This is a genomic window from Campylobacteraceae bacterium, assembly GCA_013215945.1.
Lineage (GTDB): Bacteria > Campylobacterota > Campylobacteria > Campylobacterales > Arcobacteraceae > NORP36.
The window spans coordinates 97,862-113,440 of record JABSOM010000009.1 but is presented as its reverse complement, the minus strand read 5'-3'; the positions used below and the strand labels follow the sequence as shown (position 1 = coordinate 113,440).

Below are 15,579 nucleotides of genomic sequence, written 5' to 3'. Positions count from 1 at the left end.
ACTAGAGATTATGTTTAATTTTTAATCTTAAAAAAATTATTATTGACATAATAGTAAGGATAATTATTAAATGTATGTCAAAGTCAGATCTTATTATGGATATAAAGGGACTTGTCTGCAAGTATTATTCTAAACTTAAACTAAATAGTTATTTTTTCATAATAAAATACATTATTATAAATAACTTAATATCCATATTATGTTAAGAATTTAATGATATAATCATTAAATAATTTTTATAAATAAAGGTTTAACTTGAATCAAGAAATACAATTAAATAAAGATACTATGATTGTCTCTGAAACAGATGAAAAAGGTATTATTCTATATGCAAATGATGACTTTTGTACAATTGCTGGTTATTCAAAAGATGAACTTATTGGCCAAGCGCATAATATTGTTAGACATAAAGATATGCCAAAAGCTGCATTTAAAGATTTATGGGAGCATATGAAAGCAAAAAAAGTTTGGAACGGTATTGTTAAAAATAGTACCAAAGAGGGCAATTATTATTGGGTAAATGCAACCGCATATTGTGTTAGAAAAGACAATGGTGAAAACAGATTACTTTCTGTACGTGTAAAACCTACAGCTGAAGAAATAAACAATGCTATTGCATTATATAAAACATTAAATTAAGGATTATCATGTTTTTTTCAAATAAAAAAGAAATAAAGAATATACTTGAATTTTTAGATAAATTAGAATTGTATATGAAAAATGAGACAAATAGTATAAACATAAAAAATGATGTAAAGAATAAAAATCTACAAGTTATAGAAGAAAAAATAGCAAAGATTGCTTCTTTATATCTAAATCAAAAAAAATCAGACTTACAAGTATATGGTGAAATTATGATTGCTTGTGAAAAAGTTTCAGATGGTTTTACAGATGATAGAATTTCTAGTATTTCAAGTGATGCAAAAATCAATTACATTTCTAAAACTCTAAATAAAATGTCTTCAAAAATTGATAATGCTGTTGGTGAAGTATGTGAACGATTACATGAATATGAAAACCAAAATTATATGAATAATGTTAAAGAAGACCTTTTCCGAGGTGGAAAACTTTACGATTTATTAGTGGGAGTTAACTCCTTGCGAACAAAAGTAACGTTAATGTTAAAAGATAACTATAAGGATGCACTTAGAGCACAAAATGATTCTGAAGTTTTGTCTAAAGAATCAAGTGAATTATCTCTTTCTGCTATGGAACAGGCGAAAACAATTGAAGAAACATCGGCTTCTATTGAAGAGATTGCTGCAAATATCTCTCAAAACAGACAAACAACGAAAGAAATGGCATTAATTGGACAAAAAGTTCAAGAATCTTCTTCTTTGGGAATTAACTTGGTTTCTCAAACTCTTACTTCAATGGATGAGATTAGCATTGCAACAAAAGAAGCTTCTGAAGCAATTTCTATTATTGCTCAAATTGCTTTTCAAACCAATATCCTTTCGCTTAATGCAGCAGTAGAAGCAGCAACAGCAGGAGAAGCTGGTAAAGGTTTTGCTGTTGTTGCCCAAGAAGTTAGAAGCCTGGCTAATAAATCAGCAGAAGCTGCAAAAATTATTGATAATTTAATGAATAATCTTACTGCGAAAACAATTGAGGGTAAAAATACTTCACAAAATTTAGTAAATGAGTATGAAGTACTTAATGAAAATATAGATGAAACCTTGCGTTTAATTAAACAAGTTGAAACAGCGTCCCAACAACAAGAAATAGGAATTACACAAATTAATAATGCTGTTTCTCAAATAGATTTATTGACTCAAAAAAATCAAAAAGTAGCTCAGAGTGTAAATGATATATCGTTAAAAAGTTTAAGTTTAGCAAAAGAAACAGTTTTTAATATGGGAGAAGTACAGTTTGAAGGGAAAGAAAAAATTTTTATCTAAATAAATAAGAGAAAGTCTCTTATTTATTATATAACAGTGCCATCTTCTAAGATAATTTTGTCTCTTCCTTGTGTTTTTGCTTCGTATAATAATACATCGGCTTTTTGGATAGCTTCTTCATAGGATTCATGATCATGTCTTAATACTACTCCTGCTGAGAATCTAATATTAATAGCATCTTCTTTATAAATAAAATCATTTTCATGAACAATACGTTTTATTCTTTGTAAATAGTGCAGTAAATCATCTTTACTATTGTAATGAACAATACAAACAAATTCTTCTCCACCATATCTTCCAATGATATCAATTTTTCTTGTTTGTTTATGTAAAATTCTTGCGAAAGTGGATAAAACTACATCTCCAGCATCATGTCCGTAAGTATCATTTATCTTTTTAAAATGATCAATGTCTAAAAATACAAGAGCATAAAAAACAGAATTTCTATCGTAGTTACTTTCAAAATTCTTAACTTCTACTTCATAAGCTTTTCGCGTTAACAACTTGGTTAAATGATCATATTTACTTTCTTTTTTTACATCATCTAATTCGTGTTTTAACTCACTAATCTCTTGTTCTAAAGCATTGATTTGACTTTTTCCTGAAGTAAAGTTTTTCCCTACTTTCATCATTTCATCTTCAATAGAACTTGCCGCATCAATTAACTTTGATTGTAATTTAGATAATTCACTTAAATTATTTGTACTCATGTTAATGGATTGCAATTTTCCCTTAATATTGGATACAGATGATGTTGAATTATTAGAACTGGAAATTGCATCATTTAAATATTTCCCCATTAATGTAACCAGTTTAGCAATGTCTTCTGTTTTTTGTTTAACTATTTTTTTATCTGCTTCATATCGTTGATTAATAAAATCTTGCATTTCTTTTTGAATATCGTCTTCAAAAATTAATGCGGGTTCATTTCCGATTTTTAAAGAAAACTTGGATAAAGAGTCATTTAATTCTAAAGAAATTGAAGGGGTTAATGCAGTGCTCATTATGGAGCTAAGATTAGACATATTTTTTCTTGATATTCTATTTAATAATAAAGGAATTAAATCTTCTATTGTTTCAATGTTTCTGTTTTTAATTTCATTTCGTTCTGCTTCACTTAATCGATCAACTAACTTTTTAAATTCAGAACATTCTTTAGCCGAAAATTTATATTTTTTTGAAACGATACAAAATTCTTTATGATAATTATTAGGTGTTGCTGCTTTGCCTTTTGTACGTAAACCAATCAAGGTATCTTTTACAATGGGGTTTATATCTTGCATTCTTTATCCTTCTATATTCTCTAAGTTATAATATTAAGAAAGTAGTTTTTTTACCATTTCATTGATTCTTTTTCCATCTGCAGTTCCAGCAAATTTTTTACTAGCAGCTCCCATTACTTTTCCCATGTCTTTTAAGCTTGTAGCTTTGAGTTTAAGAATAATTTCTTTCATTCCATTTTCAAGTTCTTCATTGCTTGCTTGTTGTGGTAAGTATAGTCTAAATATATCAATTTGTTCTTGTTCAACAGCAATTAAGTCTGATCGTTTTGCCAGGGTATATTGGGTAATAGCTTCTTCTCTTTGTTTGATTCCTTTTTGAACAAGTTTGATAATTGCTGCATCATCAAGTTCAATTCTCTCATCTACTTCTATTTGTTTAATCATTGTATTGATAGTTCTGATTGAATCTCTTTTTACTAATTCTTTTGCTCTCATTGCATCTTTTAAATCTGATTTTAATTGTTCTTTTAATGTCATTGTATTCCTTCAATAGTATTTAAATTATTTTATTGTAACTAGTGTGTATTTAAGTTATTTTAGTATAACAAATTATGCGTTAAAGCATTCATATAACTCTTCAAGTTCTAAAAATTGTTCTACTTTTTTTTCATAAATTTCTTCTGTTTCTTGAAGTTCGTTAGATACTGCTATTAAACCTTTTTCTTCGTAACAAGAAGCGTCTAATAAACATTTATTAAGAAGCTCTATCTCTTTTTCCAAACTCTCTATTTCTTTTGGTAAGTTATCATAAGCACGTTGTTCATTATACGAGAATTTTTTTTGCGTGTTTTGTTTTTTTTGAACAACAATTTTTTCTTCAATTACCAGTTCTTTTTCCATTATGGCTAAGTCTTTTAGTTCTTTCTCTATTTCTAAATATTCACTGTAAGGTTGTAGACTTTCCATAATTTCGCCATTGTATCCTTTAAAAACAAAAAGTTTTTTGGCAAGTTTATCTACAAAATATCTGTCATGAGATACAAAAATGACTGCACCTTGAAAAGAATCTAAATACTCTTCTAAAATATTAATAGTAGGAATATCTAAATCATTTGTTGGTTCATCTAAAACCAAACAATCAATTTTTTGCGTAAATAACCAAGCAAGCGCTACTCTGTTTTTCTCACCCCCACTTAATAAACCAATCTTTTTCTCCAAATATTCTCTTGGAAATAAAAAGTTTTTTAAATAACCATAAACATGTTGGCTTCTTCCATCACTTAACTCAACTCTATCCCCACCAAAAGGACAGAATAAATCCATTATAGTTTGATCATCACTAAGCATATCTCTGTGTTGATCAAAGTATCCTACTTTAAAATCACCTTTTTTAAATTTTCCTTCATCAACAAGAAGTTTTTCCATAAATATTTTCAATAAAGTTGATTTTCCTGTCCCATTTGGTCCGACAATAGCAATAGTGTCTTTTTGTAATATTCGAGTAGTAAAATCTTTGATTAAAAGTTTTTTACCTAAGCTTATCCCTATATCATCTAATTCAAATAACATTTTTTTTCTGTTTACTGTTCTTATATCTTCTGAATTAAAAGATTTTTGTTCTCTTTGTAAATCAATAGTCATTTTTCGTATATAAGAAGGATTGGATTTTACTTTTTTCTTTAATTCTAAATAATTGTCTTTTCTTAAAACATTTCTTTTTCTTCTAGCCGTAACGCCTCTTTGCATCCAGTGCGCTTCACGTTTAAACAAACGAATCATATTATGATGGTCTTTTTGCATATTTGAAAGAAGTTGTTGTTTTTCTTCTAAATAACTGGTATATCCACCTTGGAATTTTCGTAAAACTCCATCATCAATTTCAATAACAGAAGTAGCAATATTATCAATAAAATATCTATCATGAGAGATAAATAATAAAGTGAATTTAGCTTTTATAATGAGTTGTTCTAAAAATTCAACCATATATACATCCAAATGATTCGTAGGCTCATCTAAAAGTAAAACGTCTGGTTTTTTAAGTAATAATCCAGCCAAAGAGACTCTTCTTTGCTCACCCCCACTTAAAATGTTTACATCTTTATTTTCATAAGGTTTTAATTGAAACTCTACTAATACTTTCTCAATCATAGTATCAATATCCCAGGCATCATGATAATCAAGATAACTTGCAAGTTCACTTTGTCTTTCAATTAAACTCATATTTTCATAATCTTCATTAAGTAATTCTGTGATTTTTTCATATTCATCACGTGTTTGTTTAATCTCAACGAGTTGTTCTTCAATCGCATCTCTTACAGATAAGTTTGCAGCAAATTTTGGCTGTTGTGCGAGCATTTCAATTCTTAGTTTTTTATCAATGGATTTTATGCCTGAGTCAATTTCAACTTCACCCGTTATAATTTTCATTAAAGTAGACTTTCCTTGTCCATTTTGGCCTAAGAGGGCAACTCTTTGCCCTTCAAGTAAAGAAAAGTTCGCTTCTTTTAAAATTATTTTTGTTCCATATTGTTTATGAATATTTTGTAGGTCAATCATTGCCATGTAGTTATGTTCCTAAAGTAGAGAGGTAATTTATTTTAAAAACATAATAGCAAAAAACGCATTAAAAATCGAATAAAAGAAGGAAGAAAAATATGAAAATATTGACTTAGATTTTATAAAAAAATATAAAGATTTAAGAATGAAGTAAAACTTCTTTATCACGTGCTGAATCATCATAGGGGTCTAAGTGAATATTAATAATCCATGTTTTTTTTGCATCAATTTTTACAATAGAAGCTTCTATTCTATCACTTACTCTATGCGCATTTAATAAGGTGATTTGCGAATTAAGAACCAAATGAACATCTACAAAGATTTGATTAGCGGCTTCTCTTGTTTTTAATAAATGGAAATCAGTAATTTCTTTTTCATTTTTTATTATGTTTTCGATTTTACTAACATCTGTATTATTAATTGATTTATCTAATAAAACAAAAAAACCTTCTTGTATTAAATCATAGGAAGAATAAATAATAAACAAAGCAATAGCAGAACCTATTACAATATCAGCAATTTCATAACCCGTTAATTGCACAACAAATAAAGAAAATAAAACAGCTACATTTGTATATACATCTGTTTTATAATGTAAAGCATCTGCTTTTATTACCATTGAGTTTGTACTTTTTGCAACTTTATTTAAATACAATACTAGAAAAATGGTAATAAAAAGGGATACAAACATTAAAATAAAAGATTCTGTGATATAAGATGCTTTTTCTTGCAAATGGTATTTTATATAAGCTTGGTAAAGTAAATAAAAACCAGAAAAAGTAATAACAAGGCCTTCTAATAAAGAAGCCAAAGCTTCGATTTTACCTCGCCCATAATTGAAAAATTTATCTGCAGGTTTTTCAGAATTTGAAATAGCAAAAAGATTAAAAAGTGAGACACACATATCTAAAATAGAATCAATAGCAGAAGCTAAAATAGCAAGTGACCCAGATGCAAGGCCAATACTAAGTTTTATAATACTCAATAATAAAGCAACACTAGTTGAGACTATTGTTGCTTTTTTTTGAGGTGACATTGTTTAAAAAGTTTCTTTTATAAAACGTTCAATTCTTTTAATACCTTCTTTAATCGAATCTAAATCCGTTGCAAAAGAAAATCTAAAATAACCTTCTGATCCAAAAGCAAGACCAGGAACAACAGCTACCCCTTCTTTTTCTAATAAATCAGAGCAGAACTGTACAGAATCATTGCTCACATTTTTAATGTTTACGAATAAATAAAAGGCACCTTCTGGTTTTAAACAGGATACGTTATCAATAGAATTAAAAGCTTTTACTCCATAATTTCTTCTGTCTTCAAAAGCTGCATTCATTATTGCAATTTTTTCATCTGCTTTACCTTCTAAAGCAGGAATAGCAGCATCTTGAGTAATTGAATTAATATTTGATGTGCTTTGACCTTGTAACTTAGTCATTGCTTTTACTAAGTCTTGATGTGGTGTTGCTAAATAACCAAATCTCCATCCCGTCATTGCTGCTGATTTACTTAAACCATTAATGGTTACAGTTCGTTGGAACATATCTTGTGATATTTGAGCAACTGCTGTGAATTTTTTATTATCATAAATGATTTTTTCATACATTTCATCAGAAAAAACTAAAATATCTGTACCTTTTAAAACATCAGCCAAACTCTCAAGTTCTTCTTTTGAATATATAGAACCTGTTGGGTTTGAGGGAGTATTTAATAATAATATTCTTGTTTTATCAGTAATTGCTTCTTTTAATTGTTTCGCCGTAATTTTAAAGTTTGTACTCTCATTGGTATCAATAAATACAGGAACCCCATTCGCATATTTTACTTGTTCTGGATATGTAACCCAATATGGCGCTGGAATAATTACTTCATCGTTATCTTCTATTAATACTTGAAATAAGTTAAATAATGAATGTTTTGCACCGTTAGATATCAAAACATCTCCTAATTCATAATTTAACCCGTGATCTCGTTTTAATTTTGTAATAATTGCTTGTTTACAATCTTTAATACCATCAACTGCGGTATATTTAGTATGTCCTAGTCTTAAGCCTTCAATAGCCGCATCTTTTATTACACTTGGTGTATCAAAATCTGGTTCACCAGCACTAAAACTTAAGATATCTCTACCTTGTTCTTTTAATTCTCTTGCTAAGGCTGTAATAGCCATAGTCACGGATGGTGACAGATTTTGCATTCTTTTTGCAAATTTCATTAGTCTTTCCCTCTATATAAATTTATACTTATGTTATAATCGTGATAATAGCTAAAGCTAACTTAAGGATTATATTGTACTTTGATGTTTTAATATCTAATAAAACAATACGTGTTAATTTGGAGTATAAAAGACACTTAAAAAATGTTTACTTAAGAATTCTTAACAAAAATACCCTACATATCAAAGCCCATAAATATTTTACTTTAAATGATGCAAAAAAACTACTTATAGAAAAAGATAAATGGATTAAAAAACATTTAGAAAATTTCTGTAAAAATGAGCTTTTAGAAGATGAATACTATTTTTTAGGACATATTCATAAAAAAGAGACTCTTACTTTTGATGAAGAAAACTATTACAAACAAGAGGCCAAAATTTTTCTACCAGAACTGGTTGATGAATATGCCAACAAAATGTCTTTATTCCCTAGTTCTCTAACTTTTAGAAAAAATAAAAGCAGATGGGGCTCTTGTTCTTATAATAATAGGATATCGTTAAATACAAGACTTATGAAGTTTCCTTTGGATGTCATTATTTATGTGATTATTCATGAACTTGCACATATCAAACATAAAAACCATTCGAAGGACTTTTGGAATGAAGTAGAAAAATATTGTATTAATTATAAAAGTTTGAATCAAAAACTAAAAGAATATTAATCTTTTCTTTTCTCTTTTTTAATAAGTTCTCTTATTTCTTCAAAGGTTTGATGCAGTTTTTTATTCTTGGTATTGTTGTCAAAATAACCATTGGAACGCTCTTTATATGAGGGACTTTCTTGTTTTACCTCTGTATATTTTTTATCAACTTCATTGCTTACGAAACAACGAATGTCATGTATGTCTTCTAGCTTAATTATTTTTAATAGTGCTTTTATATCTTGTTTGTTATACTCAAATTCACTTTTATATACAGGATGTTTTAGAACAAAATACAGTGTTTCGTGCTTTATGTAAGCAAATTTTACTCCTTTTTTTAATCTGGGAGGTAAAACTGAAATCAGTTTTTCTAAAATCATATTTGTATTCAATTTTTTTAAATGAGGTTGTTGTTTCAAATGTATAAGAATATCATCAAGTTTTTTCATATTTTAATTATATCAGGTTTCGTATTAGTAAGTAGTGGTTGTGGATATAAAGGTCCACCTGTTTATAGTAATGACACGCAGCAAGTTAAAAAATAGTGGTTTATGACTATTTGATAATTGGAGCTGGTCTTGCTGGGCTTAATGCTGCAAGACTTATTCCTAAGCATAAAAAAGTGCTTATTATTTGTAAAAAATCTCCTTGGGAATGTAATACTTTTTATGCACAAGGGGGAGTAGCAACCGCACTTAATGAGGCGGATATTCCCGTACATATTAAAGATACTTTAACTGCAGGTGTAAATCACAACAATGTAGAAGCAGTTGAAATATTATCTCAAAATTCGCGTGCTTGTATTGATGATTTAATCAAAGAAGGCCTTGAATTTGATTTAAATGCACAAAATAAACTTGCGTTTACAAAAGAAGCGGCACACAGTATTCCTCGAATTCTACATGCGGATGGAGATGCGACAGGAAGAATGATGCATGTTTTTCTACTTGAAAAATGTCTTCATCCCATTATTACAGATGCAGTTGTAAATGATTTATTAATTCAAGATGGCATTTGTTATGGGGCAAAATATTATGACAGCGAAACAAGTGAGAAAGTCGTATATGCAAATAATGTAATTATTGCTTCTGGGGGAATTGGCTCAATTTATAAATATCATACAAATTCACCTGCTGTTGCTGGTGAGTTACAAGGAATATGTTTAGAAAAAAACATAGAACTTAAAGATATGGAAATGATGCAATTTCACCCTACTGTTTTTAAAGGAACTTCTTATGCTAGAAAACCTTTATTAAGTGAAGCTTTAAGAGGTGAGGGTGCTTACGTTGTAGATGAGGATAATAAAAGATTTTTATTTGATTATCATAAAGATGGGGAATTAGCACCAAGGGATGTAGTTTCCAGATCAATTTTTGATTATAATGAAAAAACAAATAAACAAATATATTTATCTTTTGAAACTTTTGACAAAGAGTTTTTTCAAAAAAGGTTTCCCAATATTTATGCAAACTTACATGAACTGGGATATGAATTACCCTTTGAGAGAGTTCCTATTTCACCCGCTTTTCATTATGCGATGGGGGGAATTAAAATTGATTTAAACTCAAAAGTTATATCTTTTAAAAATCTATATGCCATTGGCGAAGTTTCTTGTTCTGGTTTACACGGAGCAAATAGATTGGCCTCAAACTCTTTGTTAGAGGGACTTGTTTTTTCTAAAATTGCAATTGAAGATTCGTTAAAAAACAACTTTAAAATATCACAAGAAAAGTATACGAAAAATGTAAAGTTTTATGTGAGAAACAAAGATATAGATAAAAAAATTAAGAATGATTTAAGAAAAATAATGTGGGAAAGTGCCAGTATTTCCAGAAATAAGACCGATTTAACAAAATCTTTACAATTAATTGACAATTACTTGACATATGACTTAGGAAGACTTCTCTTCTTAAGGCTTCTTACGGCAAAATCTATTCTAGAATCTGCTTTAAAAAGAGAAAAATCTCTTGGAGCACATTATATTAAGGAGAATTAATGTTTAAAGTTATTATGTCATTGCTACTTTTCTCAGTAGCAGTATTTGCAAGTGAAAGTTCTACTGGTGCTATTCCAGATATTACTATGACTTGGGCAGGATTATCAGCACTATTTATATTTGCTATTGGTTATTATTTTGTTGCAGCTGAAGAGAAATACGAAATTGATAAAGCAAAACCTGCCTTGTTTATAGGTACATTTATGTTTATGATTGTTGCTTCATATTACGCCTTAAATGGTATGGATATGAACTTGGTTCATACTCAAGCGCAACATCTTATTTTAGAAATTGCTGAAATTTTCTTTTTCTTATTTGTAGCTATGACTTATATAGAATCATTACTTCATATGAGAGTATTTGACGTTCTTAAATATAAACTTGTTTCAAAAGGTTATACTTACAGACAATTATTCTGGGTAACTGGAATCTTGGCATTCTTTATCTCTCCTATTGCCGATAACTTAACTACTGCGTTGATTTTATCAACAGTGTTAATTACTATTGAAAAAAAGAGAAAAGATTTCTTAGTACCTGCTGCAATTAATATAGTTGTTGCTGCAAATGCTGGTGGTGCTTGGTCTCCTTTTGGTGATATTACGACACTAATGGCTTGGACTGCAGGAAAAGGGTCTTTTGTTGATTTCTTATTCTTATTCCCAGCTTCAATCCTTGGATACATAGTTACAGCAGTTATTCTTGCTAGATTTGTTCCTACTGATGTTCCTCCTTTTGATGCAAGTACAGAAGAAAAACCTAAAATGGCTGAAGGCGCTAAAGTTGTTATTTTCTTAGGAATATTTACAATTTTCTCTGCTGTAATGTCTCATCAAATTTTACATTTACCTGCTATGTGGGGAATGATGTTTGGATTGTCTATTCTTAAATTGTATTCTTATGCTTTAAAGAAAAAATACGGGGTTGATCATTTTAATATTTTCCACTCAATGGCAAAAATTGAAAACAATACATTAATGTTTTTCTTTGGTATTTTAGCAGCAGTTGGTGCTTTATACTTTATTGGATGGTTAGGATTAGCCGTTGTTGTCTACGACCCAGATGTATTGGGTCCTACATGGGCAAATATTGGTGTTGGTTTCTTATCTGCGGTTATTGATAATGTTCCTGTAATGTCAGCTGTATTGAAAGCAAGTCCAGTAATGGGATTAGATCAATGGATGTTGGTTACTTTAACAGCTGGTGTTGGTGGATCTTTAATTTCTTTTGGATCAGCAGCTGGTGTTGGTGTAATGGGAAAACTACATGGTATTTATACTTTTGGTGCACATATGAAGTATTCATGGACTATTTTAATTGGATATATAGTATCTGTAGCTGTTTGGTATTTTCAATATCAAATTTTAGGAATTGGAGCGTAAGCTTTATTTCCTTTTTTAAAAAACCTTGTATCTTTGATGCAAGGTTTTTTTTTGTCTTTTAAAAATAAATAATTAAGTGTTTGTATACAATAAATTTACATACCCGATATAGCTCCCCATAAATACGTCCTTCTTCCTTTTAGCAAAGATAAATGGACTTTTAGATATAATCCCGATAATAAGAAAAAACTTAAGATAAAGAAAAGGAATTTGTTTAATGAAACATGTACCAATAGTAGTATTAGATTTTGGTAGTCAATATACACAAATCATCGCTAGAAAATTAAGAGAAGCTGGAGTTTATTCTGAAATTGTACCTTATAATGAACGAATTGAAGATATCATGGCAAGAGCGCCTAAGGGTATAATATTATCAGGTGGTCCTGCTTCTGTTTATGCAGAAGGTTCTTATCATCCCGATGAAGAAATTTTTAAATTGGGTTTACCAATTTTAGGAATATGTTATGGAATGCAATTAATTTCTCAATTCTTTGGGGGTTCAGTAATTCCTGCAACCTCTCATGAATATGGAAAAGCAAAACTTAAATTTGAAAAAGAAAGCCCTTTGTTTAAAAATTCAAACGATGGACAAATTGTATGGATGAGTCATGGGGATAAAGTGGATGAATTACCTTCTGGTTTTGAAGTAATTGCTACAAGTGAAAACTCTCCTTTTGCTGCTATTGCAAATGAAGATGAAAAAATTTATGCTTTTCAATTCCATCCTGAAGTATATCATTCACAAGAAGGAAGTATTCTTTTAAAGAATTTTGCAAAAAATATTTGTTCTTGTGAATCTACTTGGAATATGGGTTCTTTTGCAAAAGAACAAATTAACTTAATCAAAGAAAAAGTCGGAAATAAAAAAGTTCTATGTGGTGTATCTGGAGGGGTTGATTCCTCTGTAGTTGCAACACTATTAGCAGAAGCAATAGGAGATCAATTAGTTCCTGTTTTTGTTGACAATGGATTATTACGAGCTAATGAAGTTGAGCAGGTTCAAGCTATGTTCAAATTAAGAGGTGTTCCTTTAATTACTATTGATGCAAGTGAAAAATTCTTATCAAGGTTGGTTGATGTAGTTGATCCTGAGAGAAAAAGAAAAATTATTGGTGAAACATTTATTGAAGTATTTGATATAGAAGCAAAAAAACATGATGGTATTGAGTTTTTAGCGCAAGGAACTTTATATACAGATGTTATTGAATCTGTATCTGTTAAAGGGCCTTCAAAAACGATTAAATCACATCACAATGTTGGGGGCTTACCTGATTGGATGACGTTTGAGTTAATTGAACCTTTAAGAGAAATTTTTAAAGATGAAGTAAGACTTCTAGGAGCTGAATTAGGTCTTCCTACTGATATGTTAGCACGACATCCTTTTCCTGGACCTGGACTTGCTATTAGAATCATGGGTGCAGTAAATGGACCTGATTTAGAGATCTTACGAAAAGCAGATGTTGTAATGTTAGATGTTTTACATGCGACGGGTTATTATGATAAAACATGGCAAGCGTTTACTGTTATGTTAAATGTAAAATCAGTTGGTGTAATGGGTGATAATAGAACCTATGATAATACTGTTTGTGTAAGAATAGTTGATGCTACTGATGGTATGACAGCTACTTTTTCACATATTCCTCATGATATCTTAGAAACTATTTCTAGAAGAATTATTAATGAAGTAGATGGAATAAACAGAGTTGTTTACGATATCTCTTCAAAACCACCTGCTACAATTGAGTGGGAATAAATAAATATCAACACTTAGGAAGAATGTAAGATTACATTCTTCTTTAATCTCCTTTTTTTATCCTTTTATTCTTCTATTTTAATTAATTCTATAAACTAATTTTGGTATTAAAATAAAGATTGTTTTATGTATAATGTGAAAAATAATTTTAATAAGGTCTTTTTTGAATACTAAATATAAGTTTTTTATCTTGCTCGTTTTTCTTCTTTTATTTGGTTTTTCTTTTGCTTCATATATGAGTTATAAAATGGCATCAAATCTCGCAAAACGTGATTTAAGTCTGCATTCATTACCTTTAAGCAGTGACAATGTATATTCAGAAATTCAAAGAGATTTATTAAAATCAAAACTTATCTCTTCTTTAATGTCAAACAATACATTTTTAATTTCTTGGGCAAAAAATAATAAAAATAATATTGAAGAAATTAAAGAATATTTAAGAGCAATTAAATCTAAATACAATACTTCAAGCAGTTTTTTTGTTTCTTCTTTAAGTGAAAATTATTATTACGAAAAAGGAATCTTAAAAACAATTAATAACAAACAAGATGAGGATAAATGGTTTTACCGCTTAAAGAATTCAAACAATGATTATGAAAGTAATATTGATGTTGATATGGCAAATAATGGCGAACTAAGTATCTTTAGTAATTATAAAGTAAGAGATTTAGAAGGAAACTTTATTGGAATTACAGGTGTTGGTATTGAAACCTCTCATGTATCTTCTTTATTAGATACCTATAAAAATAAGTACAATCATGAAGTTTATTTTGTTGATAAAAACAATAGTATTATAATAAAATCAAAGAATTTAGAAAAAGCAAAGAACCCTCATTTTAAAGAAATTATTTATGAAAAAATTAATGATTTTAAAAAAAACAAAAACAGTATTCTTGAATATGAATATTTAGGAGAAACATTTCACTTAAATATACGTTTTATTGAAGAATTGAATTTATTTTTATGTATTGAAGCAAAAGAACAAGATGTTTTAAAAGAAATTACCAATAATTTTTTAATTAATATTGTTATCTTTATTTTTATAATTATTTTTATTATGATGAGCATTATTTATTATATCAATCATTATCAAAAATACTTAGAGTTTTTTGCCAAAAAGGATACTTTAACGGGTCTTTCAAATAGGTTTGATTTTGAAAATATTTTATTACATATTTTTTCTTCTGTTACAAAAGAAAATAAGAATATGGCATTTATTTTACTGGATGTGGATGATTTTAAAAGTATTAATGATACTTTTGGACATCAAATGGGTGATAAAATACTTGTTATTATTGCAAAAGTACTAAAAAATTGTTTTTCTTCTCGTACTATTCTTGCACGTTGGGGTGGGGAAGAATTTGTTGTTGTTTTAAGAAATACAAATAATGAAGAAGCCTATTTTTTAGCAGAAAAATTAAGACTTGCTATTTTTGATAATAAAGAAATTTATGCTTTAATTAATAAAAAAATGACTGTAAGCTTAGGTATTGCGGTAAAACAAGATAATGAAAATAAAGATGAACTTTTTTTACGCGTAGATAAAAACTTATATAAAGCGAAAGAACAAGGTAAGAATCAAAGCGTAATCTAGTTGTATCGATAAATTTATCTTCTCTTACTTTTGCGAAAAATGTAATAGTTCTTAGCTCGCTTATCAAAGCAGTAATTAATCTCTTTTTTATTTCCCCTAATATATTCACTGTATACTTGAATCTTAAAATAATAAAATAATTTATACTTTTTAAGAAGTTATGGTTTTGATTAAACTATTATTTCTTGTTATACACCTTGCATGCTTACTATTTTTAAGGTATTTTATTCAAGTACTTGCATAAGCCATTTAGAAAATATTTTACACAAAGTGATATAATGATATAATGATATAATGAATATATCTCATGCAGGTTTGGAATGC

General features: G+C 28.6%; 13 protein-coding genes. 7 read left to right on the top strand and 6 right to left on the bottom strand.

Annotated features, from left to right (window positions below):
• The first annotated feature begins 255 nt into the window (after window positions 1-255).
• Both HRT41_10760 and HRT41_10755 read left to right on the top strand, forming a co-directional pair.
• On the top strand, window positions 256-639 hold the full coding sequence (locus HRT41_10760) for a PAS domain-containing protein (protein NQY24508.1): 384 nt from the start codon (window positions 256-258) through the stop codon (window positions 637-639).
• Between the two features lie 8 nt (window positions 640-647).
• Window positions 648-1,901 (top strand): chemotaxis protein, encoded by a 1,254-nt coding sequence (locus HRT41_10755; protein NQY24507.1) that lies wholly within the window; start codon window positions 648-650, stop codon window positions 1,899-1,901.
• Between the two features lie 26 nt (window positions 1,902-1,927).
• On the opposite strand, the gene HRT41_10750 is transcribed toward HRT41_10755, so the two are convergent.
• From HRT41_10750 to HRT41_10730, 5 genes are all read right to left on the bottom strand, one after another.
• A complete protein-coding gene (locus tag HRT41_10750; protein NQY24506.1) occupies window positions 1,928-3,184 on the bottom strand; it encodes a GGDEF domain-containing protein in 1,257 nt (418 codons plus the stop codon).
• Between the two features lie 33 nt (window positions 3,185-3,217).
• The gene (locus HRT41_10745) at window positions 3,218-3,661 is read right to left on the bottom strand and encodes a GatB/YqeY domain-containing protein (protein ID NQY24505.1); all 444 of its coding nucleotides are present in this window, start codon (window positions 3,659-3,661) and stop codon (window positions 3,218-3,220) included.
• Window positions 3,662-3,733: 72 nt separating this feature from the next.
• Window positions 3,734-5,686 carry an ABC-F family ATP-binding cassette domain-containing protein gene (locus HRT41_10740; GenBank protein NQY24504.1) on the bottom strand — a complete coding sequence of 651 codons (1,953 nt, stop codon included), beginning with the start codon at window positions 5,684-5,686 and terminating at the stop codon, window positions 3,734-3,736.
• 133 nt (window positions 5,687-5,819) lie between these two features.
• Window positions 5,820-6,716: a cation transporter gene (locus HRT41_10735; GenBank protein ID NQY24503.1), complete on the bottom strand. Its 897-nt coding sequence runs from the start codon at window positions 6,714-6,716 to the stop codon at window positions 5,820-5,822.
• 3 nt (window positions 6,717-6,719) lie between these two features.
• The gene (locus tag HRT41_10730; protein ID NQY24502.1) at window positions 6,720-7,892 is read right to left on the bottom strand and encodes a pyridoxal phosphate-dependent aminotransferase; all 1,173 of its coding nucleotides are present in this window, start codon (window positions 7,890-7,892) and stop codon (window positions 6,720-6,722) included.
• Between the two features lie 74 nt (window positions 7,893-7,966).
• Between HRT41_10730 and HRT41_10725 the strand changes: the two genes are divergently transcribed.
• Window positions 7,967-8,554 (top strand): M48 family metallopeptidase, encoded by a 588-nt coding sequence (locus HRT41_10725; protein NQY24501.1) that lies wholly within the window; start codon window positions 7,967-7,969, stop codon window positions 8,552-8,554.
• Here HRT41_10725 and HRT41_10720 read toward each other — a convergent pair.
• A complete protein-coding gene (locus tag HRT41_10720) occupies window positions 8,551-8,982 on the bottom strand; it encodes a DUF721 domain-containing protein (protein ID NQY24500.1) in 432 nt (143 codons plus the stop codon). The genes HRT41_10725 and HRT41_10720 overlap by 4 nt on opposite strands.
• 95 nt (window positions 8,983-9,077) lie before the next feature.
• On the opposite strand from HRT41_10720, the gene HRT41_10715 reads away from it, so the two are divergent.
• The 4 genes from HRT41_10715 (at window position 9,078) to HRT41_10700 (ending at window position 15,255) form a co-directional block, all read left to right on the top strand.
• Window positions 9,078-10,529: an FAD-binding protein gene (locus HRT41_10715; protein ID NQY24499.1), complete on the top strand. Its 1,452-nt coding sequence runs from the start codon at window positions 9,078-9,080 to the stop codon at window positions 10,527-10,529.
• A complete protein-coding gene (gene nhaD, locus HRT41_10710) occupies window positions 10,529-11,908 on the top strand; it encodes a sodium:proton antiporter NhaD (protein ID NQY24498.1) in 1,380 nt (459 codons plus the stop codon). Before HRT41_10715 ends, nhaD begins: the two co-directional genes overlap by 1 nt.
• A gap of 217 nt (window positions 11,909-12,125) precedes the next feature.
• Complete coding sequence (gene guaA, locus HRT41_10705) at window positions 12,126-13,661, top strand: glutamine-hydrolyzing GMP synthase (protein NQY24497.1); 1,536 nt, start codon at window positions 12,126-12,128, stop codon at window positions 13,659-13,661.
• A 163-nt stretch (window positions 13,662-13,824) separates the two neighbouring features.
• Window positions 13,825-15,255, top strand: coding sequence for a GGDEF domain-containing protein (locus HRT41_10700; GenBank protein NQY24496.1), 1,431 nt, complete (start codon window positions 13,825-13,827; stop codon window positions 15,253-15,255).
• Window positions 15,256-15,579 lie beyond the last annotated feature (324 nt).